At 58.7% G+C, this 21965-nt stretch carries 28 protein-coding genes; 13 read left to right on the forward strand and 15 right to left on the reverse strand.

Features of this window, described 5'->3' with window-relative positions; genetic code table 11:
• Nucleotides 1-96: 96 nt before the first annotated feature.
• Nucleotides 97-1311, forward strand: coding sequence for a DegT/DnrJ/EryC1/StrS family aminotransferase (locus tag GOX63_RS04975; protein ID WP_170325377.1), 1215 nt, complete (start codon nt 97-99; stop codon nt 1309-1311).
• A 3-nt stretch (nt 1312-1314) separates the two neighbouring features.
• Here the strand turns inward: GOX63_RS04975 and GOX63_RS04980 are convergent, their stop codons facing one another.
• The 4 genes from GOX63_RS04980 to GOX63_RS04995 all read right to left on the reverse strand — a co-directional run bounded on the left by GOX63_RS04980 (nt 1315) and on the right by GOX63_RS04995 (nt 5156).
• A complete protein-coding gene (locus GOX63_RS04980; protein ID WP_170325378.1) occupies nt 1315-2076 on the reverse strand; it encodes a trypsin-like serine peptidase in 762 nt (253 codons plus the stop codon).
• An 11-nt stretch (nt 2077-2087) separates the two neighbouring features.
• Nucleotides 2088-2642, reverse strand: coding sequence for a polyhydroxyalkanoate synthesis repressor PhaR (phaR, locus tag GOX63_RS04985; RefSeq protein ID WP_170325379.1), 555 nt, complete (start codon nt 2640-2642; stop codon nt 2088-2090).
• Nucleotides 2643-2776: 134 nt separating this feature from the next.
• On the reverse strand, nt 2777-3223 hold the full coding sequence (locus GOX63_RS04990; RefSeq protein ID WP_170325380.1) for a phasin family protein: 447 nt from the start codon (nt 3221-3223) through the stop codon (nt 2777-2779).
• Between the two features lie 130 nt (nt 3224-3353).
• Nucleotides 3354-5156, reverse strand: coding sequence for a PHA/PHB synthase family protein (locus GOX63_RS04995; RefSeq protein WP_170544941.1), 1803 nt, complete (start codon nt 5154-5156; stop codon nt 3354-3356).
• 114 nt (nt 5157-5270) lie between these two features.
• Here GOX63_RS04995 and phaZ point away from each other — a divergent pair, with 114 nt between their 5' ends.
• Both phaZ and GOX63_RS05005 read left to right on the forward strand, forming a co-directional pair.
• On the forward strand, nt 5271-6542 hold the full coding sequence (gene phaZ, locus GOX63_RS05000; protein ID WP_170325382.1) for a polyhydroxyalkanoate depolymerase: 1272 nt from the start codon (nt 5271-5273) through the stop codon (nt 6540-6542).
• A gap of 5 nt (nt 6543-6547) precedes the next feature.
• A complete protein-coding gene (locus GOX63_RS05005) occupies nt 6548-7132 on the forward strand; it encodes a DUF6151 family protein (protein WP_170325383.1) in 585 nt (194 codons plus the stop codon).
• Here GOX63_RS05005 and GOX63_RS05010 read toward each other — a convergent pair.
• The 4 genes from GOX63_RS05010 to GOX63_RS05025 all read right to left on the reverse strand — a co-directional run bounded on the left by GOX63_RS05010 (nt 7123) and on the right by GOX63_RS05025 (nt 10301).
• Nucleotides 7123-7839 carry an alpha/beta fold hydrolase gene (locus GOX63_RS05010; RefSeq protein ID WP_170325384.1) on the reverse strand — a complete coding sequence of 239 codons (717 nt, stop codon included), beginning with the start codon at nt 7837-7839 and terminating at the stop codon, nt 7123-7125. The genes GOX63_RS05005 and GOX63_RS05010 overlap by 10 nt on opposite strands.
• Before the next feature lie 85 nt (nt 7840-7924).
• Nucleotides 7925-8539 carry a hypothetical protein gene (locus GOX63_RS05015; RefSeq protein ID WP_170545059.1) on the reverse strand — a complete coding sequence of 205 codons (615 nt, stop codon included), beginning with the start codon at nt 8537-8539 and terminating at the stop codon, nt 7925-7927.
• Nucleotides 8540-8559: 20 nt separating this feature from the next.
• Nucleotides 8560-9552, reverse strand: coding sequence for an alpha/beta hydrolase (locus tag GOX63_RS05020; protein ID WP_170544943.1), 993 nt, complete (start codon nt 9550-9552; stop codon nt 8560-8562).
• Nucleotides 9552-10301 (reverse strand): alpha/beta fold hydrolase, encoded by a 750-nt coding sequence (locus GOX63_RS05025; RefSeq protein WP_170544946.1) that lies wholly within the window; start codon nt 10299-10301, stop codon nt 9552-9554. Before GOX63_RS05025 ends, GOX63_RS05020 begins: the two co-directional genes overlap by 1 nt.
• A 194-nt stretch (nt 10302-10495) precedes the next feature.
• Here GOX63_RS05025 and thrS point away from each other — a divergent pair, with 194 nt between their 5' ends.
• The 5 genes from thrS to GOX63_RS05050 all read left to right on the forward strand — a co-directional run bounded on the left by thrS (nt 10496) and on the right by GOX63_RS05050 (nt 15175).
• Nucleotides 10496-12454, forward strand: a complete 1959-nt coding sequence (thrS, locus tag GOX63_RS05030) for a threonine--tRNA ligase (RefSeq protein ID WP_170544949.1) — start codon at nt 10496-10498, stop codon at nt 12452-12454.
• A gap of 222 nt (nt 12455-12676) precedes the next feature.
• Complete coding sequence (locus tag GOX63_RS05035) at nt 12677-12964, forward strand: BufA1 family periplasmic bufferin-type metallophore (RefSeq protein WP_170325388.1); 288 nt, start codon at nt 12677-12679, stop codon at nt 12962-12964.
• Between the two features lie 71 nt (nt 12965-13035).
• Nucleotides 13036-13893, forward strand: a complete 858-nt coding sequence (gene bufB / locus GOX63_RS05040; RefSeq protein ID WP_170544951.1) for an MNIO family bufferin maturase — start codon at nt 13036-13038, stop codon at nt 13891-13893.
• Nucleotides 13890-14651 carry an HvfC/BufC N-terminal domain-containing protein gene (locus GOX63_RS05045; protein ID WP_170544954.1) on the forward strand — a complete coding sequence of 254 codons (762 nt, stop codon included), beginning with the start codon at nt 13890-13892 and terminating at the stop codon, nt 14649-14651. The genes bufB and GOX63_RS05045 overlap by 4 nt, the downstream gene beginning before the upstream one ends.
• The gene (locus GOX63_RS05050) at nt 14648-15175 is read left to right on the forward strand and encodes a DoxX family protein (RefSeq protein ID WP_170325391.1); all 528 of its coding nucleotides are present in this window, start codon (nt 14648-14650) and stop codon (nt 15173-15175) included. The genes GOX63_RS05045 and GOX63_RS05050 overlap by 4 nt, the downstream gene beginning before the upstream one ends.
• Nucleotide 15176: 1 nt before the next feature.
• On the opposite strand, the gene GOX63_RS05055 is transcribed toward GOX63_RS05050, so the two are convergent.
• Both GOX63_RS05055 and GOX63_RS05060 read right to left on the reverse strand, forming a co-directional pair.
• Nucleotides 15177-15545 (reverse strand): hypothetical protein, encoded by a 369-nt coding sequence (locus GOX63_RS05055; RefSeq protein ID WP_170544956.1) that lies wholly within the window; start codon nt 15543-15545, stop codon nt 15177-15179.
• 41 nt (nt 15546-15586) lie between these two features.
• Complete coding sequence (locus GOX63_RS05060) at nt 15587-15904, reverse strand: ArsC/Spx/MgsR family protein (protein WP_170544958.1); 318 nt, start codon at nt 15902-15904, stop codon at nt 15587-15589.
• Between the two features lie 216 nt (nt 15905-16120).
• Between GOX63_RS05060 and GOX63_RS05065 the strand changes: the two genes are divergently transcribed.
• On the forward strand, nt 16121-16327 hold the full coding sequence (locus GOX63_RS05065) for a cold-shock protein (RefSeq protein ID WP_008758035.1): 207 nt from the start codon (nt 16121-16123) through the stop codon (nt 16325-16327).
• Nucleotides 16328-16408: 81 nt separating this feature from the next.
• Here GOX63_RS05065 and GOX63_RS05070 read toward each other — a convergent pair whose 3' ends face one another.
• Nucleotides 16409-16717: a hypothetical protein gene (locus tag GOX63_RS05070; RefSeq protein ID WP_170325394.1), complete on the reverse strand. Its 309-nt coding sequence runs from the start codon at nt 16715-16717 to the stop codon at nt 16409-16411.
• A gap of 53 nt (nt 16718-16770) precedes the next feature.
• A complete protein-coding gene (thyX, locus tag GOX63_RS05075; protein WP_170325395.1) occupies nt 16771-17682 on the reverse strand; it encodes an FAD-dependent thymidylate synthase in 912 nt (303 codons plus the stop codon).
• 176 nt (nt 17683-17858) lie between these two features.
• Between thyX and GOX63_RS05080 the strand changes: the two genes are divergently transcribed.
• Both GOX63_RS05080 and GOX63_RS05085 read left to right on the forward strand, forming a co-directional pair.
• On the forward strand, nt 17859-18287 hold the full coding sequence (locus GOX63_RS05080; RefSeq protein ID WP_170325396.1) for a VOC family protein: 429 nt from the start codon (nt 17859-17861) through the stop codon (nt 18285-18287).
• The gene (locus GOX63_RS05085; protein ID WP_170325550.1) at nt 18284-19024 is read left to right on the forward strand and encodes a DUF1194 domain-containing protein; all 741 of its coding nucleotides are present in this window, start codon (nt 18284-18286) and stop codon (nt 19022-19024) included. The genes GOX63_RS05080 and GOX63_RS05085 overlap by 4 nt, the downstream gene beginning before the upstream one ends.
• On the opposite strand, the gene GOX63_RS05090 is transcribed toward GOX63_RS05085, so the two are convergent.
• The 3 genes from GOX63_RS05090 to GOX63_RS05100 all read right to left on the reverse strand — a co-directional run bounded on the left by GOX63_RS05090 (nt 19025) and on the right by GOX63_RS05100 (nt 20246).
• Nucleotides 19025-19522, reverse strand: a complete 498-nt coding sequence (locus GOX63_RS05090; RefSeq protein WP_437436601.1) for a MarR family winged helix-turn-helix transcriptional regulator — start codon at nt 19520-19522, stop codon at nt 19025-19027.
• A 77-nt stretch (nt 19523-19599) separates the two neighbouring features.
• The gene (locus GOX63_RS05095) at nt 19600-19857 is read right to left on the reverse strand and encodes a succinate dehydrogenase assembly factor 2 (RefSeq protein WP_170325397.1); all 258 of its coding nucleotides are present in this window, start codon (nt 19855-19857) and stop codon (nt 19600-19602) included.
• A complete protein-coding gene (locus tag GOX63_RS05100) occupies nt 19854-20246 on the reverse strand; it encodes a helix-turn-helix domain-containing protein (RefSeq protein WP_170325398.1) in 393 nt (130 codons plus the stop codon). Before GOX63_RS05100 ends, GOX63_RS05095 begins: the two co-directional genes overlap by 4 nt.
• Before the next feature lie 92 nt (nt 20247-20338).
• Here GOX63_RS05100 and GOX63_RS05105 point away from each other — a divergent pair, with 92 nt between their 5' ends.
• Together GOX63_RS05105 and GOX63_RS05110 are read left to right on the forward strand one after the other, a co-directional pair.
• Nucleotides 20339-21541: a pyridoxal phosphate-dependent aminotransferase gene (locus tag GOX63_RS05105; protein ID WP_170544961.1), complete on the forward strand. Its 1203-nt coding sequence runs from the start codon at nt 20339-20341 to the stop codon at nt 21539-21541.
• A 14-nt stretch (nt 21542-21555) separates the two neighbouring features.
• Nucleotides 21556-21957, forward strand: coding sequence for a hypothetical protein (locus tag GOX63_RS05110; protein ID WP_170325400.1), 402 nt, complete (start codon nt 21556-21558; stop codon nt 21955-21957).
• The last annotated feature ends 8 nt before the right edge of the window (nt 21958-21965 follow it).

The raw sequence follows: 21965 nt of genomic DNA on the forward strand, positions 1-21965 counted from the left end.
AGATTGGTGAATTTTCGCCCATGAGGCGATTGAGGGGTTTTATTGCCCCATGTTTAGCTTTATCTTTCCCAAAGATAGAATTTGGGAAAATCAAATATGACGCTTCCTCCAAATGTCCATGACGCCGAACCCATCCCCGCAGCCGCAAAAGAAGCCATCGACGCCCTGATGCAGTCGGGCGACCTGTTCCGCTATACCGCGCCGCAGGATGCGCCGGTTGCTTTGCTCGAGGCTGAATTCGCCGCACTGCTGGGAACGAAATACGCGCTTGCAGTTTCTTCCTGCTCGGCCGCTCTTTTCCTGTCGCTGAAGGCGTTGGGCTTGCCGCGAGACGCACGGGTTCTGATCCCCGGCTTCACCTTTGCTGCCGTGCCGTCGTCGATTGTACACGCGGATTGCATTCCAGTGCTGTGCGAAGTGGGTGAGAACTATCGCATCGACATGGAGGATTTCGCCGCCAAGCTGGACAGCGTTCAGGCGGTGATCATCAGCCATATGCGCGGCCATACCTCCGACATGGACGCAATCATGGCCCTGTGCAACGAGCGTGACATCCCTGTGATCGAGGACGCAGCTCACTCGCTGGGCACCACCTGGCACGGCCAGAACATTGGCACCATCGGCAAGGTCGGCTGCTTCTCGTTCCAGTCCTACAAGATGATCAACGCGGGCGAAGGTGGCATCCTGATCACTGACGATGCCGATCTGGTGGCCCGCGCCGTGATCATGTCCGGCGCCTATGAGCATAACTGGAAAAAGCACAAAGGCCCGCATGGCGACAACTCGCCCGAGCTGGAACAGGCCTTTGCTCGCTGGCAGAACCAGTTGCCGCTTTATAACCTGCGGATGAGCAACCTAAGCGCCGCTGTGATCCGTCCGCAGATCCCAGAACTGGCACGCCGCGTGCGCGACGGTTTGGCGAACCACGATTATGTGGCCGAGCGCCTGAACACGTCGGATTACATCGACGTCCCTGCCCCGCTGGCGCCGGAGCGCCGCGCGCCGGACTCGATCCAGTTCAACCTGGTTGACATGGACGAGGCCGAAATCCGCGCCTTCGCAGCCGCCTCTGAAACGCGCGGCGTCAAGGTTCAGGTCTTCGGGCTGAGCGACGACAACGCACGCGCCTTCTGGAACTGGCAATTCCTTCCCGAGAAGTTCGAGCTGCCGCAGACGCGCAATATGCTGATGAAAGCCTGTGACGTCCGCCTGCCAGTTCGTCTGACGCGCGAAGAGCTGGATGTCATCGCCGATATCCTGCTGGCCTCGGTCGGCGAAGTGACCGGCCCGGTTCCGGTTTACGGCACCTGAAGTCTATTGCGGGCCGAGGTCGAACAACTCGGTCGATAGAAACAGCGCCGTGACCCCTTCGGGGGTTGCGGCTACGCCGGACAGGATTGCAGCCACCTGCAGTCCGGCGGGCGTTTCCACCAACAGTGGCGCACCGGAATCCCCCATCATCACAGGGCAAGTCGCCAACAGAATACCGCCTTGATATAGACGCGGAGGACAGGTTTCGGTTCGGCTTAGTATATGTGGCCGCACCCCGGGATACCCTGCTACAAAAGCCGACGCATCCTCGGCATTTGCAAGCGGCAGATACCCGACCTGCTGACCAATCGGCTCACTGAGTTCCAGAACCGCCCAATCCAGATCAGAACGATCGTCAAACGCACCGTCTTTGCCTTGGTCGGGATGTAACCGATACCCAACCACATCCGACACTGCGGCGGCTGATCCACGCTGATACCCGGCAGCAAACCGAATGCTTGAGGGCGGAATCCACCGTTGCCGTGGTGTGTTGTAGAGGCAATGCGCAGCGGTCAGGACCAGCCGATCGGACACCAGAACACCGGTGCAATGGGATCTCTGATCCCGGCTGGCAAAGTTGATCCGACCAATGGCATGCCACGGAGGCTGGCCCGCATCCAAAATCTCGCGGTTGCGAACAGCGTCACACCCGGCCCCGGACTGGGTCCCCAGCCTGCAGACCGGAGACCAGTTTTCCGAATAAACACCCTGCGACAGCGCGGGCTGTATCCAAAGCAGTGCGATACTCAGGACCAGCCAGCGCATCCTTGGCGCGGTCAGTTCAGCTTGGAGAGTTTCTGCTGCAGCTCCGCAAGCTGCTTCTTGATATCGTCCAGGTCTTCTTTGGATTCCGGTTTTTCTTCGTCATCCTTGCCCGGCCCGGACCAGTTACCCGACAGGCCACCGGTCATCGCCTTCAGAAACGCCTGTTGCTGCGCCTGCATCGCCTCGAACCCCGGCATCTGCGACATCGGGTTCATGGCGTTCATGTTTTCCATCATCTTGCTTTGGCTTTCGCGCAGCATCTCGAACGAGCTTTGCAGGAATTGCGGCATCATTCCCCCACCCGGGATCATGTAGCTGCGGACCAGATCATTCAGCACATTCACTGGCAGCACGTTTTCGCCGCGGCTTTCGTGCTCGGCAATGATCTGCAACAGGTATTGCCGGGTCAGATCGTCCCCGGTTTTCAGATCGATGATCTGCACCTCACGGCCGTCGCGAATGAAGGTCGCGATATCCTCCAGCGTGACATAGTCGCTGGTCTCGGTGTTATACAGCCGACGGCTTGCATAGCGTTTGATCAACAGCGGTTTTTCTTGTTCTGACACCGTTTGCCCTCCCCAAGGATGATGCGTTGCAGCAGAGATTATGCGAGCGCAGAACAAAAAGAAAGGGCAGGCCAAAAGACCTGCCCAACGCGATTGCACCAGATGGGAGGAACGGGTGCGCCTCGCGGCCTTATTTATTTTGCAGTTGCAGCTTTCTTGGCAGCAGCTGTCACGTCGTTGGTGGCTTTCTTGACGGCAGCAGTTGCGTCTTCAGCAGCTTCTTTGCCTGCAGCCATCAGCAGTTCGACGGTTTCGGTCTGCAGTTTTTTCGCGATTTCAGCGAAAGCAGCCATGTTTTCAGCAGCAACTTCGGCCGAAGCGCTTGCGAAATCGGTTGCGGCTTTTGCGTAGTCAGCCGGCTCGGCCTTTGCTTTCGACATCTCGGTCAGCTTGGACAGGGTGTCCTTGGTCCATTTGTTCGAGATTTCAGCCGATTTTTCTGCGGCTTCCAGAGCAACGCCCGACAGTTTTTCGTTCAGCGAAGCGGTCGATTTGAAAGCACCTTCCAGAGCGGTGGTGTCAACAGGGAACGCACCCATCATTTCTTTCAGGGTCGCGGTAAAGTCTTGAGTCTTTGCCATTGTCCTAATCCTTTTTGCCGAACCGGGCCCACCCCGGCTTTCATCAGCTTGAGGACAATATGAATGCTGCGCCGCAGCATTTCAAGTTTTTTCTTGCTGCGGCGCAGAATAATTTAGTTTCAAAATGAAATCAGCCGTTTGGATGGGCCACGACATAGGTGCCAGGTGCCGGGGCCAGCCGCGGGTGATCCGAATCACCGGTGTCGCGGGCGGGAACCTGCTTGCCTGAACGCTTCTTCAGCCACGCCTCCCACAGGGGCCACCACGAGCCTTCGTGGAAATCAGCCTCTTTCATCCAGGTGTCGGCATCCGCCTTCAGGTCAGGGTTGGTATAATGTCCGTATTTCTTCTTGCTAGGCGGATTGATGATGCCCGCGATATGACCGGACTCGGACACCACGAAAGTCTTGTTTCGCGAACCCATCTTCTGAACACCGCGATAACAGTCTTTCCACGCCGCAATATGATCCGTCTCGCAGGTGATCGCCATCAACGGCACATCGACGTCGCTGAGTTTCAGTTTGTGGCCGAACAGTTCAAACCCGTCGGTGGCAAATTCATTGCGCTGGCACAGGCCCCGCAGATACTCGACCGTCATCTTGGCCGGAAGGTTGGCCCCGTCGCCATTCCAGAACAGCAGATCGAAAGCCGGAGGCACCTCGCCCAGCATATAGCTGCGGATGGCCGGACCATAAACCAGATCGCGTGAACGCAGGAAGGACATGGTACGCGCCATGATCCACGAGCGCAGCACGCCCTCTTTGTTCACTTCTTCCTCGATCCCATCGATGAAGTCGTTCTGCAGGAAAGGCGTAAACTCACCCTGTTCGGAAAAATCCGTCAGCGCCGTGAACAGAGTGGCCGACTTGACGGATTTATCGCCGCGCTGCTTCAGAAGCGCCAGCGTCAGGCTCAGCGTCGTGCCTGCGATGCAATAGCCGATCGCGTTCACTTGCTTGACCTTGCAGATCTTCTTGACCTCTTCGATCGCGGTCAGGAAGCCGTCCTGAATATAGTCCTCCATCCCAGTTTCGGCATAGCTTTCATCCGGGTTGACCCAGCTAACGACAAACAGGGTATAGCCTTGCTCGGTTACCCATTTGATCAAGCTGTTCTGCGCCTTGAGGTCGAGAATGTAGAATTTGTTGATCCAGGGCGGGAACAGGACGATCGGCGTTTCGTGGACCGTCTCGGTCGCGGGCTTGTACTGGATCAGCTCCATCATGCGGTTGCGATACACAACGTCACCGGGCGTCGTTGCCAGGTTGCCGCCAACCTCAAAGGCACTTTCGTCGGCCAGTTTCACAACCAGTTCGCCATCGTTGGCCTCAAGGTCCGAGACGAGGTTCTCAAGCCCCTTGATCAGTGACTGTCCCTCGGTTTCAACAGCTTTTTCCAACGCGTCCGGGTTTGTCGCCAAGAAATTCGTAGGCGCCATCATGTCAACGATCTGCTGCGAGAAATACCGCAGGCGCCGTTTGTCCTTTGCATCCAGATCCTCGACCGAGGCGACGGCCTGGGCGATGGCTTCGGAATTGGTCTGATATTGCTGGCGGATCAGGCGAAAGTAAGGGTTGGTTTCCCAAAGGGGGTTGGAAAACCGTTTATCGCTGGGCTTGGAGTCTGCGTCATCAACGTCTCCCGAGGTCAGCGCCTGTTGCGCTTCGGCAAAGTTCAGAACTGATTTGCCCCAGTATTCAATCTGTTGCTCCAACAACTTGGCGGGATTCTGCCAAGCTTCGGCCCAATAAGCGGTTGCTGCTCGTGCAAAAAGCTCCTGATTCGGGGCGTCCAAAGCAGGGGTATGCGACTTTTTCGAAGACATGACTTCGATCAGACGTTTGGAGAGCTCCTCGACCTTCTCCATATTTTCCTTAAGGCGTTCAATGTTTTCTTCTGTAACTTCTGGCATCTGGTCTTCACTTGTTGTCATTTTAACAATTCCCCCCTAACCTCGCTGCTATGCAGAATAACGTCGTGGGTCTCGGGGGGCAAAGCGGCGAATGGTCCGAACTAAACAGGCTGACACGCAGGAGGCCCCTTTTTCATGCGCTACATGATGACTTACGACCTGATGGAAACGATGCGCAACACCAACCAATGGATGGGCGCAACTGCCAGCGCCATTGCATCTTATCCCATGTTCTCGATGGTTCCCAACCCCGCCTTCAGCATGATGGCCGCCTGGGGTGAGGTGACCGAGCGGACATTCCAACGCATGATCGTCAAACCAGATTGGGGCATTCGCACTTTCACCTGCGAGGACGGCAAGGACCATCTGGTCGATGTCACCACCGTCGTTGAACGCCCCTTTGGTGATCTGGTCCATTTCCGGGTGAACGGTCGCGAGGAACAGCCTCGCAAGGTTCTGCTGGTTGCGCCGATGTCGGGGCACTACGCTACGCTGCTGCGGTCGACCGTGAAAAGTCTGCTGGTCAACTGCGAAGTTTACATTACCGATTGGCATAATGCGCGCGACATCCCCGTGTCCGAAGGCAAGTTCGATGTTGAGGACTATACCCTCTATCTTGTCGATTTTATGAAAGAGCTTGGCCCGGACACTCATGTTGTGGCCGTTTGCCAACCCGTACCGCTGACTCTGGCTGCGACCGCCTACCTGGCCGAGGTCGAGCCCAAGGCGCAGCCCAGCACCCTGACCCTGATCGGTGGCCCGGTCGATCCCGACGCCACCCCGACCGACGTGACCGACTTTGGCCGCCGTGTCACCATGGGCCAGCTGGAAGAAACCATGATCCAGCGCGTCGGCTTCAAGTACAAAGGCGTTGGCCGCATGGTCTATCCCGGCCTGCTGCAGTTGGCGTCGTTCATGTCGATGAACGCAGACCGCCACTCCAAGGCATTCTCGGATCAGATCCAGCGTGTGATGCGCGATGAAGCGTCAGATCACGATGCCCATAACAGGTTCTACGACGAATACCTGGCCGTCATGGACATGACAGCCGAGTTCTACCTGTCCACGGTCGAGCGTATCTTCAAGAACCGTGAAATCGCGAAGAATGAATTCGTGGTCGCCGGCCACAAGGTCGATATCGGCAAGATCACCGATGTTGCGGTCAAGACGGTCGAAGGTGCCAATGATGACATCTCGGCCCCCGGCCAATGCATCGCAGCGCTGGACCTGTGCACCGGTTTGCCGGATTCGAAAAAAGCCAGCCATGTTGAACCCGGTGCCGGTCACTATGGCATCTTTGCCGGGCGCAGCTGGCGCGACAATATCCGGCCGCTGGTGATCGATTTCATGAACACCAATTCGCGCAAATCGCCCCGCCGCGCTGCCAACAGCAACAAGGTGGCCTGACTTTCATGCGCAGGAGAGTGGCCGAGGAACTGCCTTTCTCCTGCGATTGCGGCACCCTGAGTGGGCATATCACGGCTGCCGGTGTGCGAACCGGTACCCATGTTTCCTGCTATTGCCATGATTGCCGCGCGGCTCAGCTGTATTTCGGACAACCAGACCCGGCCCCCGGCCCTGTCGACGTGTTGCAAATGAGCCCGGAAGATATCCGCATTGACAGTGGCACGGAACACCTTGCGCTGATGCAGCTCAGCCCCAAGGGGATGCTGCGCTGGTACGCGGACTGCTGCAATGCACCGATTGCGACGACGTCGCGAACTGCCAAGTTCCCTTTCGCGGGCTTCCTCGTCAAACGTATCGCCGATCCCGGTGCGCTTGGCCCTGTCACCACTCGTGGCTTTGTACCGCAGCCAGACGGCACGCAGTCGCACGAAAAAATACGCTATGCGGCGATCGGATTGCTGACGCGCCTGGCGAAATCCTGGGCTTCGGGCAGTTGGAGGAACACGCCGTTCTTCAACACAGGCAACGGTGATCCTGTGGCAGCGCCAAAAATCCTGAGCAAGGCTGAGCGCGCGAAGTACTACACATAGGCCGCCCGGGTAGGCACACCAAGCCAATCCTTCAGTGCATCATTTACAATTCGGGGTGCTTCAAGCGTCGGCAGGTGGCCCGCATCCGCGACGACCATCAGTTCGGCGCCGGGGATCAGGTCCGCCATAAAAGCCTGCTTTCGCTGCGGTGTCAGCGTGTCATGTGCACCGCACAGCACCAGTGTCGGCACCTTTATGCGCCGCAGTTCGCCTTGCTGGTCCGGGCGCCGCTGCAGGGCGCGGATTTGACGTTCGAACACGGCAGGCCCCAGATCCAGCGCCATTTCAATCAGAGCGTTCAGAATGGGAATGCGTTTAGGCCCGGGGGCCAACGTGTCAGACCCGATGATCCGCCGCATCACGTCCTCCAGCCGTCCTGCTTTCGCGCCTACCAAATGTTCCTCACGCGCGGCCGCCAGCAGCGGCGTATCGGCCTGCGCATCCGTTGCCATCAGGCACAGGCGCGACACCCGGTCAGGCGCGCGGCGAATAAGCTCAAGCGCGACCACACCGCCCAGACCAAGCCCACCCAGCGCAAAACGATGCGGCAACTGGTCCAACAGGTCCGAAGCGATCTCTTCAATCCGCTCCCCCAGTGAAACCGGCGCAACCATCACAGCACGCTGACGCGAAAGACAGTTCATCTGGGGTTCAAAAATCCGTGCGTCGCACATCATTTCGGGCAATAAAACCAGCGGCTCAATCACGCGGGGCCTCGTAACATTCGACCTTGTCGGTCTGTACTCTTTGAGAACAGGATGAGGCGTTTTGCGGCTTCGGGCAAGTTAAACTTCAGGGATAGTTGATGCCCCGGAAGGCCGGGAAATCCGCGTATCTCCGGCGTCGCGCCGGCAGGTCTTCGTTCGGTTCGTCCCCCGGTCGCTGCAGACAGCCGCGCGGCGCGATATAGCTGTCGATGCGGCGGAGCGGTATGGGTCTCCAGACAAGGTTGAAGGCGCAGAGCTTGGGAAAGAACCAGATCTCGGAATAGTCCAGATGGTCATGCATCCACCACGCCAGATCGCGCCAGTCCCGCCCGGAATCGTACTGATCAGCGAACCACGGAATGACGATCGAAGCACCCGCAATCCGCGCATCGCCCTCGCCCCGATCCCAAATGTGGCATTCCAGAGGGTGGTCATTTCGGGCGCAGTTCAGCCGGTTTTCATTCCCGAACTGGTTCAGCGAGGGCGAGCGATATCCGGACCGGACCGCGATGCGCCCAAAGGTCTCCTCAAGCGGGTCCATCAGGGTCTTGCAAAATGCGCGGCCGGTTTCGATGGCCAGATCGGGATTGTCGGGAAGATTTTGTTTTTCATGGAAATTCCCGATTTCGGAATACAGGAAATCCCGCATGAAGAAATGCCGGGATAGGCGCACGCGGCCAAGCGTTTCAAGGCTCCACATGCTGCCAGGCTTGCGCATCGCTACTCGACTCCTATCCCTTTTAGCCAGTGCAGAATGCCAGTCACCGTTGCATCCGTTTGCCCCGGCGACATCAGCCGCCCCGCAATAACATGCGATGCGGGATCGTCCCCCGGCCCCATCGTCACTAGATTGACCGCCGAAGGACCGCCCCAACTTGCGGCTACCTTATGAGTCCGGTCCGGCCGCACCACCTGATCGTCATCCGAGAACCAGAACAGCGCAGGCACCTGTGCGTCTGAGAAATCCAGCGCATAGACAGTTTCAACCAGCACGGTCATCGGCACGACGGCCTCCCACGGGTAGACCGATGTCCAATAGGTGTTCAGCTCGGGGTCCGGGCCCGAAACGTCCCGCTCTTCTCCCATAACCAAGGGCAGCCAATGTCGTGCCCAAGGCAGACCGGGCAGCCCCGCGCCGGGCGTGTTCACTCCGAAATTGGGCGAGACAAAAATCATCGCCGCTACATCCCGGCTGAGCTCTGGATCCAATGCGGCCGCCGCAGCCAGCGTTCCGCCGGTTGAAGTGGACATGACCACAACCTTGTCGCCCACAGCCCGGGCCGCTGCCAACCCCTCGGCCATATCCTGCATCCAGCCTGTCGCGGTCGCCTCGCCCATCGCGCTGCCGCCCCGTCCGTGACCTTGCAACCGGGTGTAAACCAGATTGGCCCCAAGGGCGTCGGCCACCCGATCCGGTACCGGGCGAATTTCCTCGGACGAGGCCGAAAAGCCGTGCACATAAAGGACCGAGATCGGCGTGCGTTGTTCCTTGAAACCATCCTGCCAGATGACCCGTTTCTCGACACCCGGAACGATGTCGTCAAAGGCGGCTTCCGTGCTTTCGAAATAGACCTGAACCCCCTCGCCGAATTTGCGCGGATCAAAGCGCGGGTGTAGGTCAACCTCCTCTCGCGGCCCGAACCAGTAGATCATCCCGCCAAGGACAATCAGCACCAGCAGCAGACGGCCAAGTACCCATCCAAAACGCCGCATCAGGTAGTCCCCATCACCTCAAGCACCGCGTTTTCGATCAACCCCAAACAGGGACCGTCCGAGAAGCGATGATCGGCATCCTTGACCAGCAACAAGCGCATATCATTCCCGCTTGCATGATCCAGCAATCGCACAGCCGTTTCGGTGGTCACCGCTGTATCTGCTGTCCCCTGCAGGAATCGCGCGGCAAATGGCAGGTCCAGCGCGTCGCGCAACACCAACTGCTGCCGGCCGTCTTCGATCATCCGCTTGGTGATAACGTAAGGCTCCATGTAATCCGAAGGCAGTTCGACATGGCCGACGGTATCCAAAGCCGTTTTTTGTTCATCGCTGAACGACGCCCAATAGCCGTCTTCGGTAAAGTCCGGCGCGGCCGCGATGGTGACCATCCCCGCAATCCGCTCGGGCATCGCCTTGGCCAGCAACAGCGCCTGCCACCCGCCCATCGAGGAACCGACAACAATCAGCGGCCCTTTGGTCAGTTCGGATACGGCAGCCACCGTGTCCTGATGCCAGTCGCCGATACACCCTTCTTCGAATGTCCCCGAGCTTTCGCCATGACCGGAGTAATCGAACCGCAGAAAAGCCTGCCCCCGCGCCTGCGCCCAGGCCTCAAGATGCACCGCTTTTGTGCCCTCCATATCCGACTTGAGACCGCCCAGGAAAACTATGGTCGGGCCAGTGCCTTCGCTTTTGTGATAGGCCAACCGCCGTCCCTGCGGTGTTTCCAGAAATTCCGTCGCTGCCATGAAACCCTCTTTCTGTTTGAGGGATATCATGCACGCCAGCCCGTTGGTCGCAATTGCCGAATTCAACCGTCCCGCAGCGTAAGCGCCATGACCTTCCGCTCTTGACAGGCAAAGTTGCACCTGCCAGATGAGCCGAACACACATAACCCGCAACCGGGCGTTCAGTGGGCGCCAAACCGACGAGGAGAGCCGATATGGCCCTGGATTCAAAATCCGTCTCTCTCACCTTTCCCGATGGCAATGCACGATCTTATGACGCAGGCGTTACGCCCGCGCAGGTGGCTGCCGATATCTCAACTTCGCTGGCGAAAAAGGCCATCTCGGCCACGGTAAACGGCCAGCACTGGGACCTTCAGTGGCCCATCGACGCCGATGCCGACATCGCCATCCACACCATGAAGGACGAAGTTCAGGCCAACGAACTGATCCGCCATGATCTGGCGCATATCATGGCGCGCGCCGTGCAGGAAATCTGGCCCGCCACCAAGGTCACCATCGGCCCCGTCATCGAAAACGGCTGGTATTACGACTTTGACCGCGAGGAACCGTTCACGCCCGAAGATCTCGGCCTCATCGAGAAAAAGATGAAAGAGATCATCAACAAGCGCGACCCCGTCACCACCGAGGTTTGGGACCGTCAGCGCGCGATCGAGTTCTATACAGCGAATAACGAGCCCTACAAGGTCGAGCTGATCGAAGCCATTCCGGGTGACGAGTCGCTGCGCATGTACTGGCACGGCCACTGGCAGGACCTGTGCCGTGGCCCGCACCTGCAGCACACTGGTCAGGTTCCGGGCGATGCGTTCAAGCTGATGTCCATTGCGGGCGCCTATTGGCGCGGCGACAGCGACCGCGCGATGCTGCAGCGTATCTACGGCGTGGCCTTTACCGGCAAGGAAAAGCTGAAAGCCTATCTGCATATGCTGGAAGAGGCCGCCAAACGCGACCACCGCAAGCTGGGCCGCGAGATGGACCTGTTCCACATGCAGGAAGAAGCGCCCGGTCAGATCTTCTGGCATCCCAACGGCTGGACCATCTACACCCTGCTGCAGGACTACATGCGCCGACAGCAGCGCAAGGGCGGGTACGTCGAGGTGAACACGCCGCAGGTCGTTGACCGCAAGCTGTGGGAACGGTCCGGCCACTGGGACAAGTATCAGGAAAACATGTTCATCGTCGAAGTGGACGAGGAGCATGCCCGCGAAAAGGCCGTCAACGCGCTCAAGCCGATGAACTGCCCCTGCCATGTTGAAATCTTCAAACAGGGCCTGAAATCCTATCGTGATCTGCCGCTGCGTATGGCCGAGTTCGGCTCGTGCAACCGGTACGAACCCTCGGGCGCATTGCACGGCATCATGCGTGTGCGCGGCTTTACGCAGGATGACGCCCACATCTTTTCGACCGAGGAACAGATCGAGGCCGAAACCGCCGAATTCATCCGTTTCCTCAGCGTGATCTACAAGGATCTGGGATTCGAAAAGTTTGCGGTGAAATTCTCGGACCGTCCTGAAACGCGGGCTGGTTCGGATGAGGTCTGGGACAAGGCCGAATCCGCCCTGCTCTCTGCAACCCGAGCGGCTGGGATCGAACCCGAACTGAACCCGGGCGAAGGCGCCTTCTACGGTCCAAAGCTGGAATTCGTCCTGACAGACGCCATTGGTCGCGACTGGCAGTGCGGCACCTTCCAGGTGGACTTCGTTCTGCCTGAACGCCTGGACGCCACCTATATCGGCGCCGACGGCGGCAAACACCGCCCCGTCATGCTGCACCGTGCGACGCTGGGATCGTTCGAACGGTTCATCGGCATCTTGATCGAAGAACACGCGGGCAAACTGCCGTTCTGGCTGGCCCCGCGTCAGGTCGTCGTGGCCTCGATCACGTCCGAGGCGGATGACTATGTCATGGAAGTGGTAGACACGCTCAAGGCTGCTGGTGTCCGCGCCGAGGCGGATATCCGCAACGAGAAGATCAACTACAAGGTTCGCGAACATTCGGTCGGCAAGGTGCCGGTCATCCTCGCCGTCGGCCACCGCGAAGTCGAAGAGCGCACCGTCAGCGTCCGACGTCTGGGTGAAAAACAGACGCAGGTTCAACCGCTTGACGTTGTAACAAAAGAGCTGTCGCAGGCCGCAACGCCGCCCGACCTGCTGTAACATTCGGCACCATATTGCCGGAAATCCGGCCCCGATTTTGGGGCCGGATTGAAACAATTACCATTTTTCATTTCAAAAACAGTTTGTTAACCTTCAAGGGGGCATGTCATGTCCTGACGGGGTTGTGAGACACGGGCTCGTGAATTCAACTGCAGCCCGGCAAGCACTACCTTTGTCATTGTCACAAGCAGACATACGCAGTCATCAAAAGGGATTACCGAGATGTCGAACACCGCAAAAACCCTGGTTATCGCAAGCGCAGTCGCAGCCGCCGTTTCGGGCGCCGCAACCACTGCCACCGCACAAGCCAAAGAGAAATGCTATGGCGTATCGCTGGCCGGTCAGAATGACTGTGCCGCCGGCCCCGGCACCACCTGCGCGGGCACCTCGACCGTGGACTATCAGGGCAACGCATGGACCCTGGTCGACGCGGGCACCTGCGCCGATATCGAACTGCCGGACAACCGCAAGGGTTCGCTGGAACCGCTGGACCGCGACCTGCCGGCATAAGCCCAAGCTTTCAAAACTCGAAGGGGCGGGCCATATCGCCCGCCTCTTTTTCGTGATCGGAGAGCCTGCCCATGTTGGACCATACGACCAGACCGAACAATCTGCCTGCCGCGCCGGGCGTCGGCTACAAGCCCCAGCACTTTGCGCAGATTATGGAATACGCAAATCCGGTCGCGTGGCTTGAGATTCACGCCGAAAACTACATGGGTGACGGTGGCCGTCCTATTGCACAGCTGCGCCACCTGTCCGAACAATTCCCGATTTCCGTCCACGGTGTCGGCCTGTCGATCGGCGGCGAGGGCCCGCTGGATGCAGATCATCTGGCCCGTCTGAAACATCTGGTCGGCTGGCTCAACCCCGCCAGCTTTTCCGAACATCTGGCCTGGTCCACCCATGACAGCCATTTCCTGAACGACCTGCTGCCCCTGCCCTACACTGATACAACGCTGGATCGCGTCTGTGAGCATATCGATCAGGTTCAGGAAACCGTTGGACGGCAGATGCTGCTGGAAAACCCCTCCAGCTATCTGGCTTTCGAGGAAAGCACATGGTCCGAACCGGACTTTCTGCGCGAGATTGCGGGTCGCACGGGCTGCGGCCTACTGCTGGACGTGAACAACGTCTTTGTCTCGGCCACCAATCTGGATTTCTCACCGCAGGGCTATATCGACACGTACCCGCTGGACAAGGTGGGCGAGATTCACCTCGGCGGACATGACGAAGACCAAGACGACAACGGCCACCCGCTGCTGATCGACAGCCACGGCCGCGAAGTGGTCGATCCGGTCTGGGCCTTACTGGATTACGTCCTGGAACGTTCGGGTCCGAAACCAGTGCTGATTGAGTGGGACACGGACGTCCCCGACTGGCCCGTTCTACGGGCCGAAGCAGACCGCGCACAGGCGGCCCTGGACCGCATTCCGGCATGAGCGTTACGCAAACAACCTTCCACGCTGCGCTGCTGGACCCGTCGGCAACCATACCCGAAGGGTTGCTGGACGCCGCCGCACAACCCGCCGGGCGCCGGTTCAGCGTGTACCGCAACAACGTGGCGGTATCCCTGACTGAGGCGATGCATCAGGCCTTTCCGGTGATCACCAAGCTTTTGGGGTCACAGAACATGGATGGTTTGGCAGGTATATTCCTGCGCAAACACCCGCCCTCTTCCCCGCTGATGATGTTCTATGGCGAGGCGTTCCCGGATTTCCTGACCGGAATGGAGCAACTTGCCCATCTGGGCTACCTGCCCGACGTCGCGCGACTGGAACTGGCCTTGCGCCGATCTTACCATTCTGCCGACAGCAGCCCCGCCCCGGCGGACGCGCTGGCCGTGCCTCCGGAAGATATCATGCGGGCCCGGCTGGGCTTTGCACCGTCGATGCAGGTTCTGGCCTCGGACTGGCCGATATTTTCGATCTGGCGCTTCAACACCGAAGAAGACGCGCCCAAACCCGCGCCCGGCCCCGAGGTCGTTCTGATCACCCGGCCCGACTATGACCCGATCCCGCATCTGCTGCCCACAGGCGGCGCGCATTGGATCGCGGGCCTTCAGGCCGGACAAACCATTGGTGACGCGTTTGAAGAAACCGCGACCAATTTCCCCGATTTTGACCTTGGGGCCACTCTGGCGCTGCTTTTACAGGGCGGCGCAATAACCTCTGTGACTATCGAAAGGCTGGCGACATGACTGCCCTGATCTCATTGCACAACAACACCCTGGGACGGTTGGAATTGACCGCCGGCTGGTTGACACCAACGCTGGCCCGGGTGGTCTTTGCGGCGACATTGCTGGTGTACTACTGGAACTCAGCAAAAACCAAACTGGGCAGCGGCTTCTTTGGCTTTCTGTCCCCGTCTGACGGTGCCTACGTCCAGATCTTCCCCAAAGCGATGGAAGCGGTCAGCTATGACAGCTCGCAACTGGGCATCGGTCACTGGGCCATTGCGGTCGCAGGGACATGGGCGGAATTCTTGCTGCCCGCGCTGATCGTGATCGGCCTGCTGTCGCGGTTTGCCGCTTTGGGCATGGTCGCCTTTGTCTGGGTCCAGACCATCGTGGACGTCAACGGGCACGGTACCGAGTTGGGTAGTTACTTTACCAACGCCGTGAGCTTGCTGGACGACCGGACGCTGTGGAGCTTCCTGCTGCTGGTGATCGTGATCAACGGCGCAGGCCCCCTGTCGCTGGACCGTATCCTGCGCATCAAGTGATTTAAAAATGTGTCTTGGGCTCGTCCGGTTTTCCCGCGGCCAGCCCAAGCAGGCCCGCCACGGCCGCAAACGCTACCGGGAACATGGTAAACACGTTGAAACCAAAGGCGTAATACATCCCGGCCGCTGAAATCAGCAACAACACACCCCCCACCAAGGCCCGAGCATGGGCCATCGCGCCACCGGCAATGGCCAGCAGCGGCGCGATGATCGAGACCATCTGTATGACCTGCGCATTGTCCACCTGTTCAGCCAAACCTTCGATCTCCCCATAGGTATCGATCAGTTCGACATAGCCATAGCCGACAAAACCTACGATCATCCCGATCAGGCCGGCAATGACGCCCAGAATCATAGCTGCGTTGCGCATTCAAAACCCTCTAACTTGCGTCAATTCACATAGTTACCCGGTTAAGCAACGCCAAGCCCCTGTTTCGTTTCTGCACTCCAGCCCAGATACAGCGTGCCGTTTTGCTCGATCAGGGGTCTTTTCATCAGAGTCGGATTGTCCGCAAGCAACTCCAGCGGTGGCCGCGCGCGTTCTGCATCATCCAATCCACGCCAGGTTGTCGAGCGGGTGTTGAGCAAAGCCTCGCCGAAGGTGTCAAAAGCCCGCGCAAGCACCGAATCCGGCACACCGTCGGCCCGAACGTCGATAAATTCGGCATTAGGAAGTGATTTCAAAGCCTTGCGGCACGTATCACAGGTTTTCAGGCCATAAAGGTGCATCTGCAGGGGTCTCCTGTATTTGGTTCATATTTCAGCAATTTTGCCTGATTGTTTCGGTAATTCTTGATTTTTTACTTCACCATGCAATGTTGAAAAAGACGAAACACGCAATCCGGGCTGTATCGTGTGGGCGATGCAGTGACGTGTTGCGGCGGCGTCAACCACTGCCCCCACCAATTTTGTGGGACAACGTGAAAGTAGAAGGAGACACGGGAAATGCCAACTGGCACCGTGAAATGGTTTAATACCACGAAAGGCTACGGGTTTATTGCCCCCGATGAAGGCGGCAAGGACGTATTTGTTCATATCTCGGCCGTTGAACGGTCCGGTCTGACCGGGCTCGCTGACAATCAGAAAGTCTCGTACGAGCTGCAAGACGGACGCGACGGCCGCCAAATGGCAGCTGATTTGAAGCCACTGTAAAACAACCGCGTTCAGCGGGTTATCAAAACAGGCCAACGGCCAATTACCGGCCGTTGACCATTTTTCAAAGGTTAGAGAACCTTACCCTCGCGCCGGGTCGACCTTGGCATGAGTGTACCAGTTTTCGCCCATCGCCACGATGCAGGATGTCCCGGTCGCATAGGTGACCACCATCGTCCAGTCACCGGATTTGCTGGTCCAGACCTCCATCAGTTGCTCCGGCCCGCGAATACCGGTCGCCGCACGTTCCGCGCCGAACTGACGTTCAAGCTTTTCGTGCATCCGGTCTGTCGGCTCGCAAATCACCTCGGCAATCGGAGATTTGGCCTGCGCGGCCGGTGCCAGCACAAGGCACAGGCAAGTGGTTTGGATTAAGGCAGAAAGCGTCATGAGTTGAATGTAACAACTTCATGACGCGCTGTATAGACAAACGCTATGCGCGATCAACCTTCGCGGATGACGGCCTCGAACTCGCGCCATTCCCGCGCGGTCATGCCCGAGTTCTCTTGCGTGACCGTCTCACCCGACAGCATCCGACGCAGGCTGTCGACCATCTGCGCCGACAGATTCACAGCACCCAGGCGGTAATCCTCAAACGCTTTGTAGGCGAAGGGCACCCAATCGGCGACGATCTTGCACATGGTGTCGGCATAGACCCGGATTTCGTATTGAGCATGCGGATCGGCGCGCAGGCGCAAGAAATGGAACAGGTTGTGCAGATCAACCTTCCAGTACCACTGCGTATAGATGTTTGCGGGCAGGTTCATCCGCGCCAGTTCGCGGGCCAGCCCCTGCTGACCATCCTGACTGATCATCGCCTCGTAATTGTCATAGCACCGCGCGCTGTCGGCCTTGAGCATTTCAAGAACACGCGCGGCCTCTTCGCCTTGCAGGGCATCGCCCCGGCCTTGATTGTTCACCTCGGACTGCGCAGCGACGTGGTCGGGCGCGGGGATATAGAATTCACGGTCCAGGATCGAATAGCGGGCCGAGTATTCGTTCACATTTGCCGTGCGGTGGCGGATCCATTGCCGCGCCACGAACACAGGCAGTTTGACGTGCAGCTTGATTTCGCACATTTCGAACGGGGTCGAGTGCCAGTGGCGCATCAGATAGCGGATCAGGCCTTCATCGTTCTGCACAGATTTGGTGCCTTTGCCGTAGGACACCCGCGCTGCCTGGCAGATCGCCGCGTCATCGCCCATATAGTCGATCACACGGACAAAGCCGTGGTCCAGCACCTGATGCGCGGTATACAGATGCTCTTCCATACCCGCAGCCACAACGCGGCGAGTTTGATGCGATTGCGCCCTTTGCGCTTCGATCTCGGCCAGTTGGTCAGAGGACAGCGGCATGAAAGTTCCTTTCCAGCAATGAGTCGCCCACTACTATATCTCGGCAACTCTCCGACCGGAACCGCGATATATGCGCCCATTTCCGCAATTTCCAAATTGTGTCCCTGCTGCCCCTCGACTTGCGTAAACCGCGCGCTAAGCTGCTGCGCATCATCTGAACAGAAAGGAAGCCACACATGGGGCTGACATATCTTCACACCATGGTCCGCGTGAAGGATCTGGAGAAGTCGATGGCGTTTTATGAGCTGCTGGGCCTGAAGGAAACCCGCCGCTACGACAGCGAAGATGGGCGCTTTTCGCTGATCTTCATGGCGCCTCCCGGGCAAGAGGATCGGCCCATCGAACTGACTCACAACTGGGACGGAGACGACACGCTGCCCAGCGACAGCCGCCATTTCGGGCACTTGGCCTACGGTGTCGATAACATCTACGAAACCTGCCAACACCTGCAAGACAATGGCATCGTGATCAACCGCCCGCCGCGTGATGGCCGCATGGCGTTTGTGCGGTCTCCCGACAATATCTCGGTCGAGTTGCTGCAAAACGGCGACGCGCTGGAACCGGCTGAGCCTTGGGCCAGCATGGAAAGCACCGGCCACTGGTGATCCGCTGGCTGACAGCACTGGGGCTGGCCGAATTGGCCAGCCCGCTTCGGGCCGAAACCTGCCGTCTGGCCCTGGCTTTGGCCATGGATATCTCAAGCTCGGTGGACGCAACCGAGGATGCCCTGCAGAGACAGGGGCTGGCCGCCGCGCTGGTCGCGCCCGAGGTGGCCGAGGCGTTCTTTTCCTCGCCCATGCCGGTGGCGCTGGCCGTATACGAATGGAGCGGTCGATCCACGCAGCGCGTCATTCTGAACTGGACGATGATCAACACGCAGGCCGACCTGCTGGCGGCGGCAGCGACCGTACAGCAATCGATCCGGTCGGACAGTGGCTCGGCGACGGCGATGGGGTATGCGTTGGCCTTCGGTGCAACTCTGATGCAGCAGGCCCCGCCTTGTTTGTTTCAGACCATTGACCTGTCCGGGGACGGCACAAACAACGACGGTTACCAACCTGCTTCGGCCTATCGACACTTTCCTTTTCAGAATACGGTGGTCAACGGGCTGGTCATCAATGCCGCCGATTTCGAGGGCGAACTGTACCTGATCCCCTTTTTCCTGAACAACGTCCTGCACGGGCCCGGTGCCTTTCTCGAAATCGCGCAGGGGTTCGAAGATTTCGAGCGTGCAATGCGGCGCAAACTGGAACGGGAATTGACGGGGTTGCAAATCGGCGCGTTGCAGGATGCCGCCACAAGCGTGCCGATCGTAGCCGTGCCCAACTCTCCGCGCCCCTGATCAGTAGATATACCGGATCTGGTCGGTCCAATACCGCTCGACCCGGCGCAGTGAGGTGGTGATGTCGTCAATCCCCTCCAACCCCAGCACACCACGGGTCTGTAACCCTTCGGCATGGCGCAGGAAAAGCGTGGACACGATATCGCGGATTTCCCGCCCTCGCGGCGTCAATCGCACCCGGACTGAGCGTCTGTCGATCTCACATCGCTGGTGGTGCATATAGCCCATTTCGACAAGCTTCTTGAGGTTGTAGCTGACATTGCTGCCCTGATAGTAGCCGCGGCTTTTAAGTTCACCCGCCGTCACCTCATGGTCGCCGATATTGAACAGCAGTAGGGCCTGAACAGCGTTGATCTCCAACACCCCGACACGCTCGAACTCATCCTTGATGACGTCCAGCAGCAGACGGTGCAGCCGCTCGACCAAAGCGAGCGCCTCGAGATAGCTGGTCATAAACCCCTTGGTTTCCGGCGCGGAGACCTGCATTTCCATACTCATCCGATCCTCCGATTCAGTCGCGCTGTTTCAGGCAGCATGAATCGAAATCCCGAAAAATCGGTTAAGCCGGATTTTCTTTATTTTTGAAAAGTCTGCGCGATATCCGCGATGAGGTCGGCAAAAACACCGGGCGGTTGAACCTGACCAGTGACCCACTGATAGAGGTCCTGATCGTTTTCCCGCAGCATGGCGTCGTACAGATCCAGACCGGCCGTATCCATCTGTTCAAGGTTGCGCGCGGCATAGGCAGACAGGATCAAGTCCATCTCTTTGATCCCGCGCCGCATTGACCGCATCTGCATACGCTTGATGCGAACCTCTCTTGTTTCCGTCACTGGGCCTGCTCCAACATCAACCGCAATCGCTTTTCAAGACGTGCAGCCCGTTCGGCGCTTGCGCGCATCTCACCCCGGATGGCGCGCAGCTCGGCCACTGCGTCAGCCAGTTCCAGGTCGCCCTTGCCTTCTTCGGCAGGGGCTTCCATACCTTCGCCTTCGCCCGTCAGCAGCCACATGATCGAGACGTTGATCATACCCGCCATCATCGACAACCGGTTGGCGCGCGGCTCAGACAGATCATTTTCCCAAGCCGCAATTGTTGCCTTTTTGACCCCCAGACGCCGGGCCAGCTGGGACTGTGTCATCCCTGCAGCCTCACGCGCGCCTGCCAGCCTGTCCCCGAATGTTGCTGCGTCTGCTCCATACCAGTCAGTTTCGTCGCTCATCGGGGTCTCCTAATTCAAATTTTCATACGGCTTGATCGTCATTCGGGCGCACCCTATGACAGTCAGGTTGAACATACAAACCGAGGTCGACCATGAGTTTCCTGTCTGCGACACTGTCACGCGTAAAACCCTCTCCGACCATTGCGATGACAGCAAAAGCGGCTGAGCTGAAAGCCGCCGGTCGCGACGTGATTGGTCTGAGCGCGGGTGAGCCCGATTTCGACACACCGCAAAACATCAAGGATGCCGCCGTTGCGGCCATCGCGGCGGGCAAGACAAAATACACCGCGTCTGACGGCATCCCCGAGCTGAAACAGGCCGCTTGCGCCAAGATGAAACGCGACCACGGGCTGGACTACACGCCCGCGCAGATCTCGGTAGGGACCGGTGGCAAGCAGACGCTCTACAACGCACTGATGGCGACGATGAACGACGGTGATGAGGTCATCATCCCCGCGCCCTACTGGGTCAGCTACCCGGACATGGTGCTGCTGGCAGGCGGCACGCCAGTTGTTGTCGAGACAACGCTGGAGAACAATTTCAAGCTGACCGCAGAGCAGCTTGAGGCCGCGATCACGCCGAAGACCAAATGGTTCATCTTCAACTCTCCGTCCAACCCGACCGGCGCGGGCTATAGTCGCGACGAGTTGAAGGCGCTGACGGATGTGCTGATGCGTCACCCGCATGTCTGGATCATGTCCGACGACATGTATGAGCACCTGGCCTATGACGGGTTCGAGTTCTGTACCCCCGCCGAAGTCGAACCTGGCCTCTATGACCGCACGCTGACCTGCAATGGCGTCTCTAAAGCTTATGCCATGACCGGCTGGCGGATTGGATATGCCGCGGGCCCAGTCGAGATCATCTCCGCGATGCGCAAGGTCCAATCGCAGTCGACCTCGAACCCCTGCTCGGTCAGCCAATGGGCCGCGGTTGAGGCGCTGAACGGCACTCAGGCGTTTCTGGCCCCGAACAACGAGACCTTCAAACGTCGCCGCGATCTGGTAGTGAACATGCTGAACGAGATCGACGACATCACCTGCCCCACGCCCGAAGGCGCGTTCTATGTCTACCCCTCGATTGCAGGGCTGATCGGCAAGACCACCCCGGCGGGCACAGTGATCGACTCGGATGAGGCATTTGCCACCGCCCTGCTTGAAGAGGCCGACGTGGCCGTCGTCTTCGGCGCAGCCTTTGGCCTGTCGCCGAACTTCCGGGTCAGCTACGCGACCTCGGACGAGGCTCTGTCCGAGGCCTGCACCCGCATCCAGCGCTTCTGCGCGTCCCTGACCTGAGCCGGAGACCTCTGATGACCGCAGAACTTCCCGAGTATTATTTCCGTATCCGCGAGAACGGCGCGGCGGTTTTCAGGATCGACACCGAAAACCGCCAGCAGCGGATCGAGATGGATCAGATCGCCGTCATCAACATCCGTAACGGCGAAGTGAAACCGCAAGGCCAGCGCATTCTGACCGAGGCCGATCAGACCGAAATCGCGCGTTGGATGGAAGACCGCAAAGCCCTGCTGGCACAGCGCGATATCGACGACATTCACCGCGCGGTCGACTACATGAACCTGACAACGCAATGGGCGCAGTCCAAGGCGACGGAAGAACAGCTCGAGGATGTCACCGACCGTTTGCTGCTGGCGATGCACGATCTGCGCACCGTTTTGGTGCGCAAAAAGGCGGATCGGCTGAACAGGGGTTGATCAGACAG

Source organism: Ruegeria arenilitoris (assembly GCF_013031355.1).
GTDB classification, from domain to species: Bacteria; Pseudomonadota; Alphaproteobacteria; order Rhodobacterales; family Rhodobacteraceae; genus Ruegeria; species Ruegeria arenilitoris_C.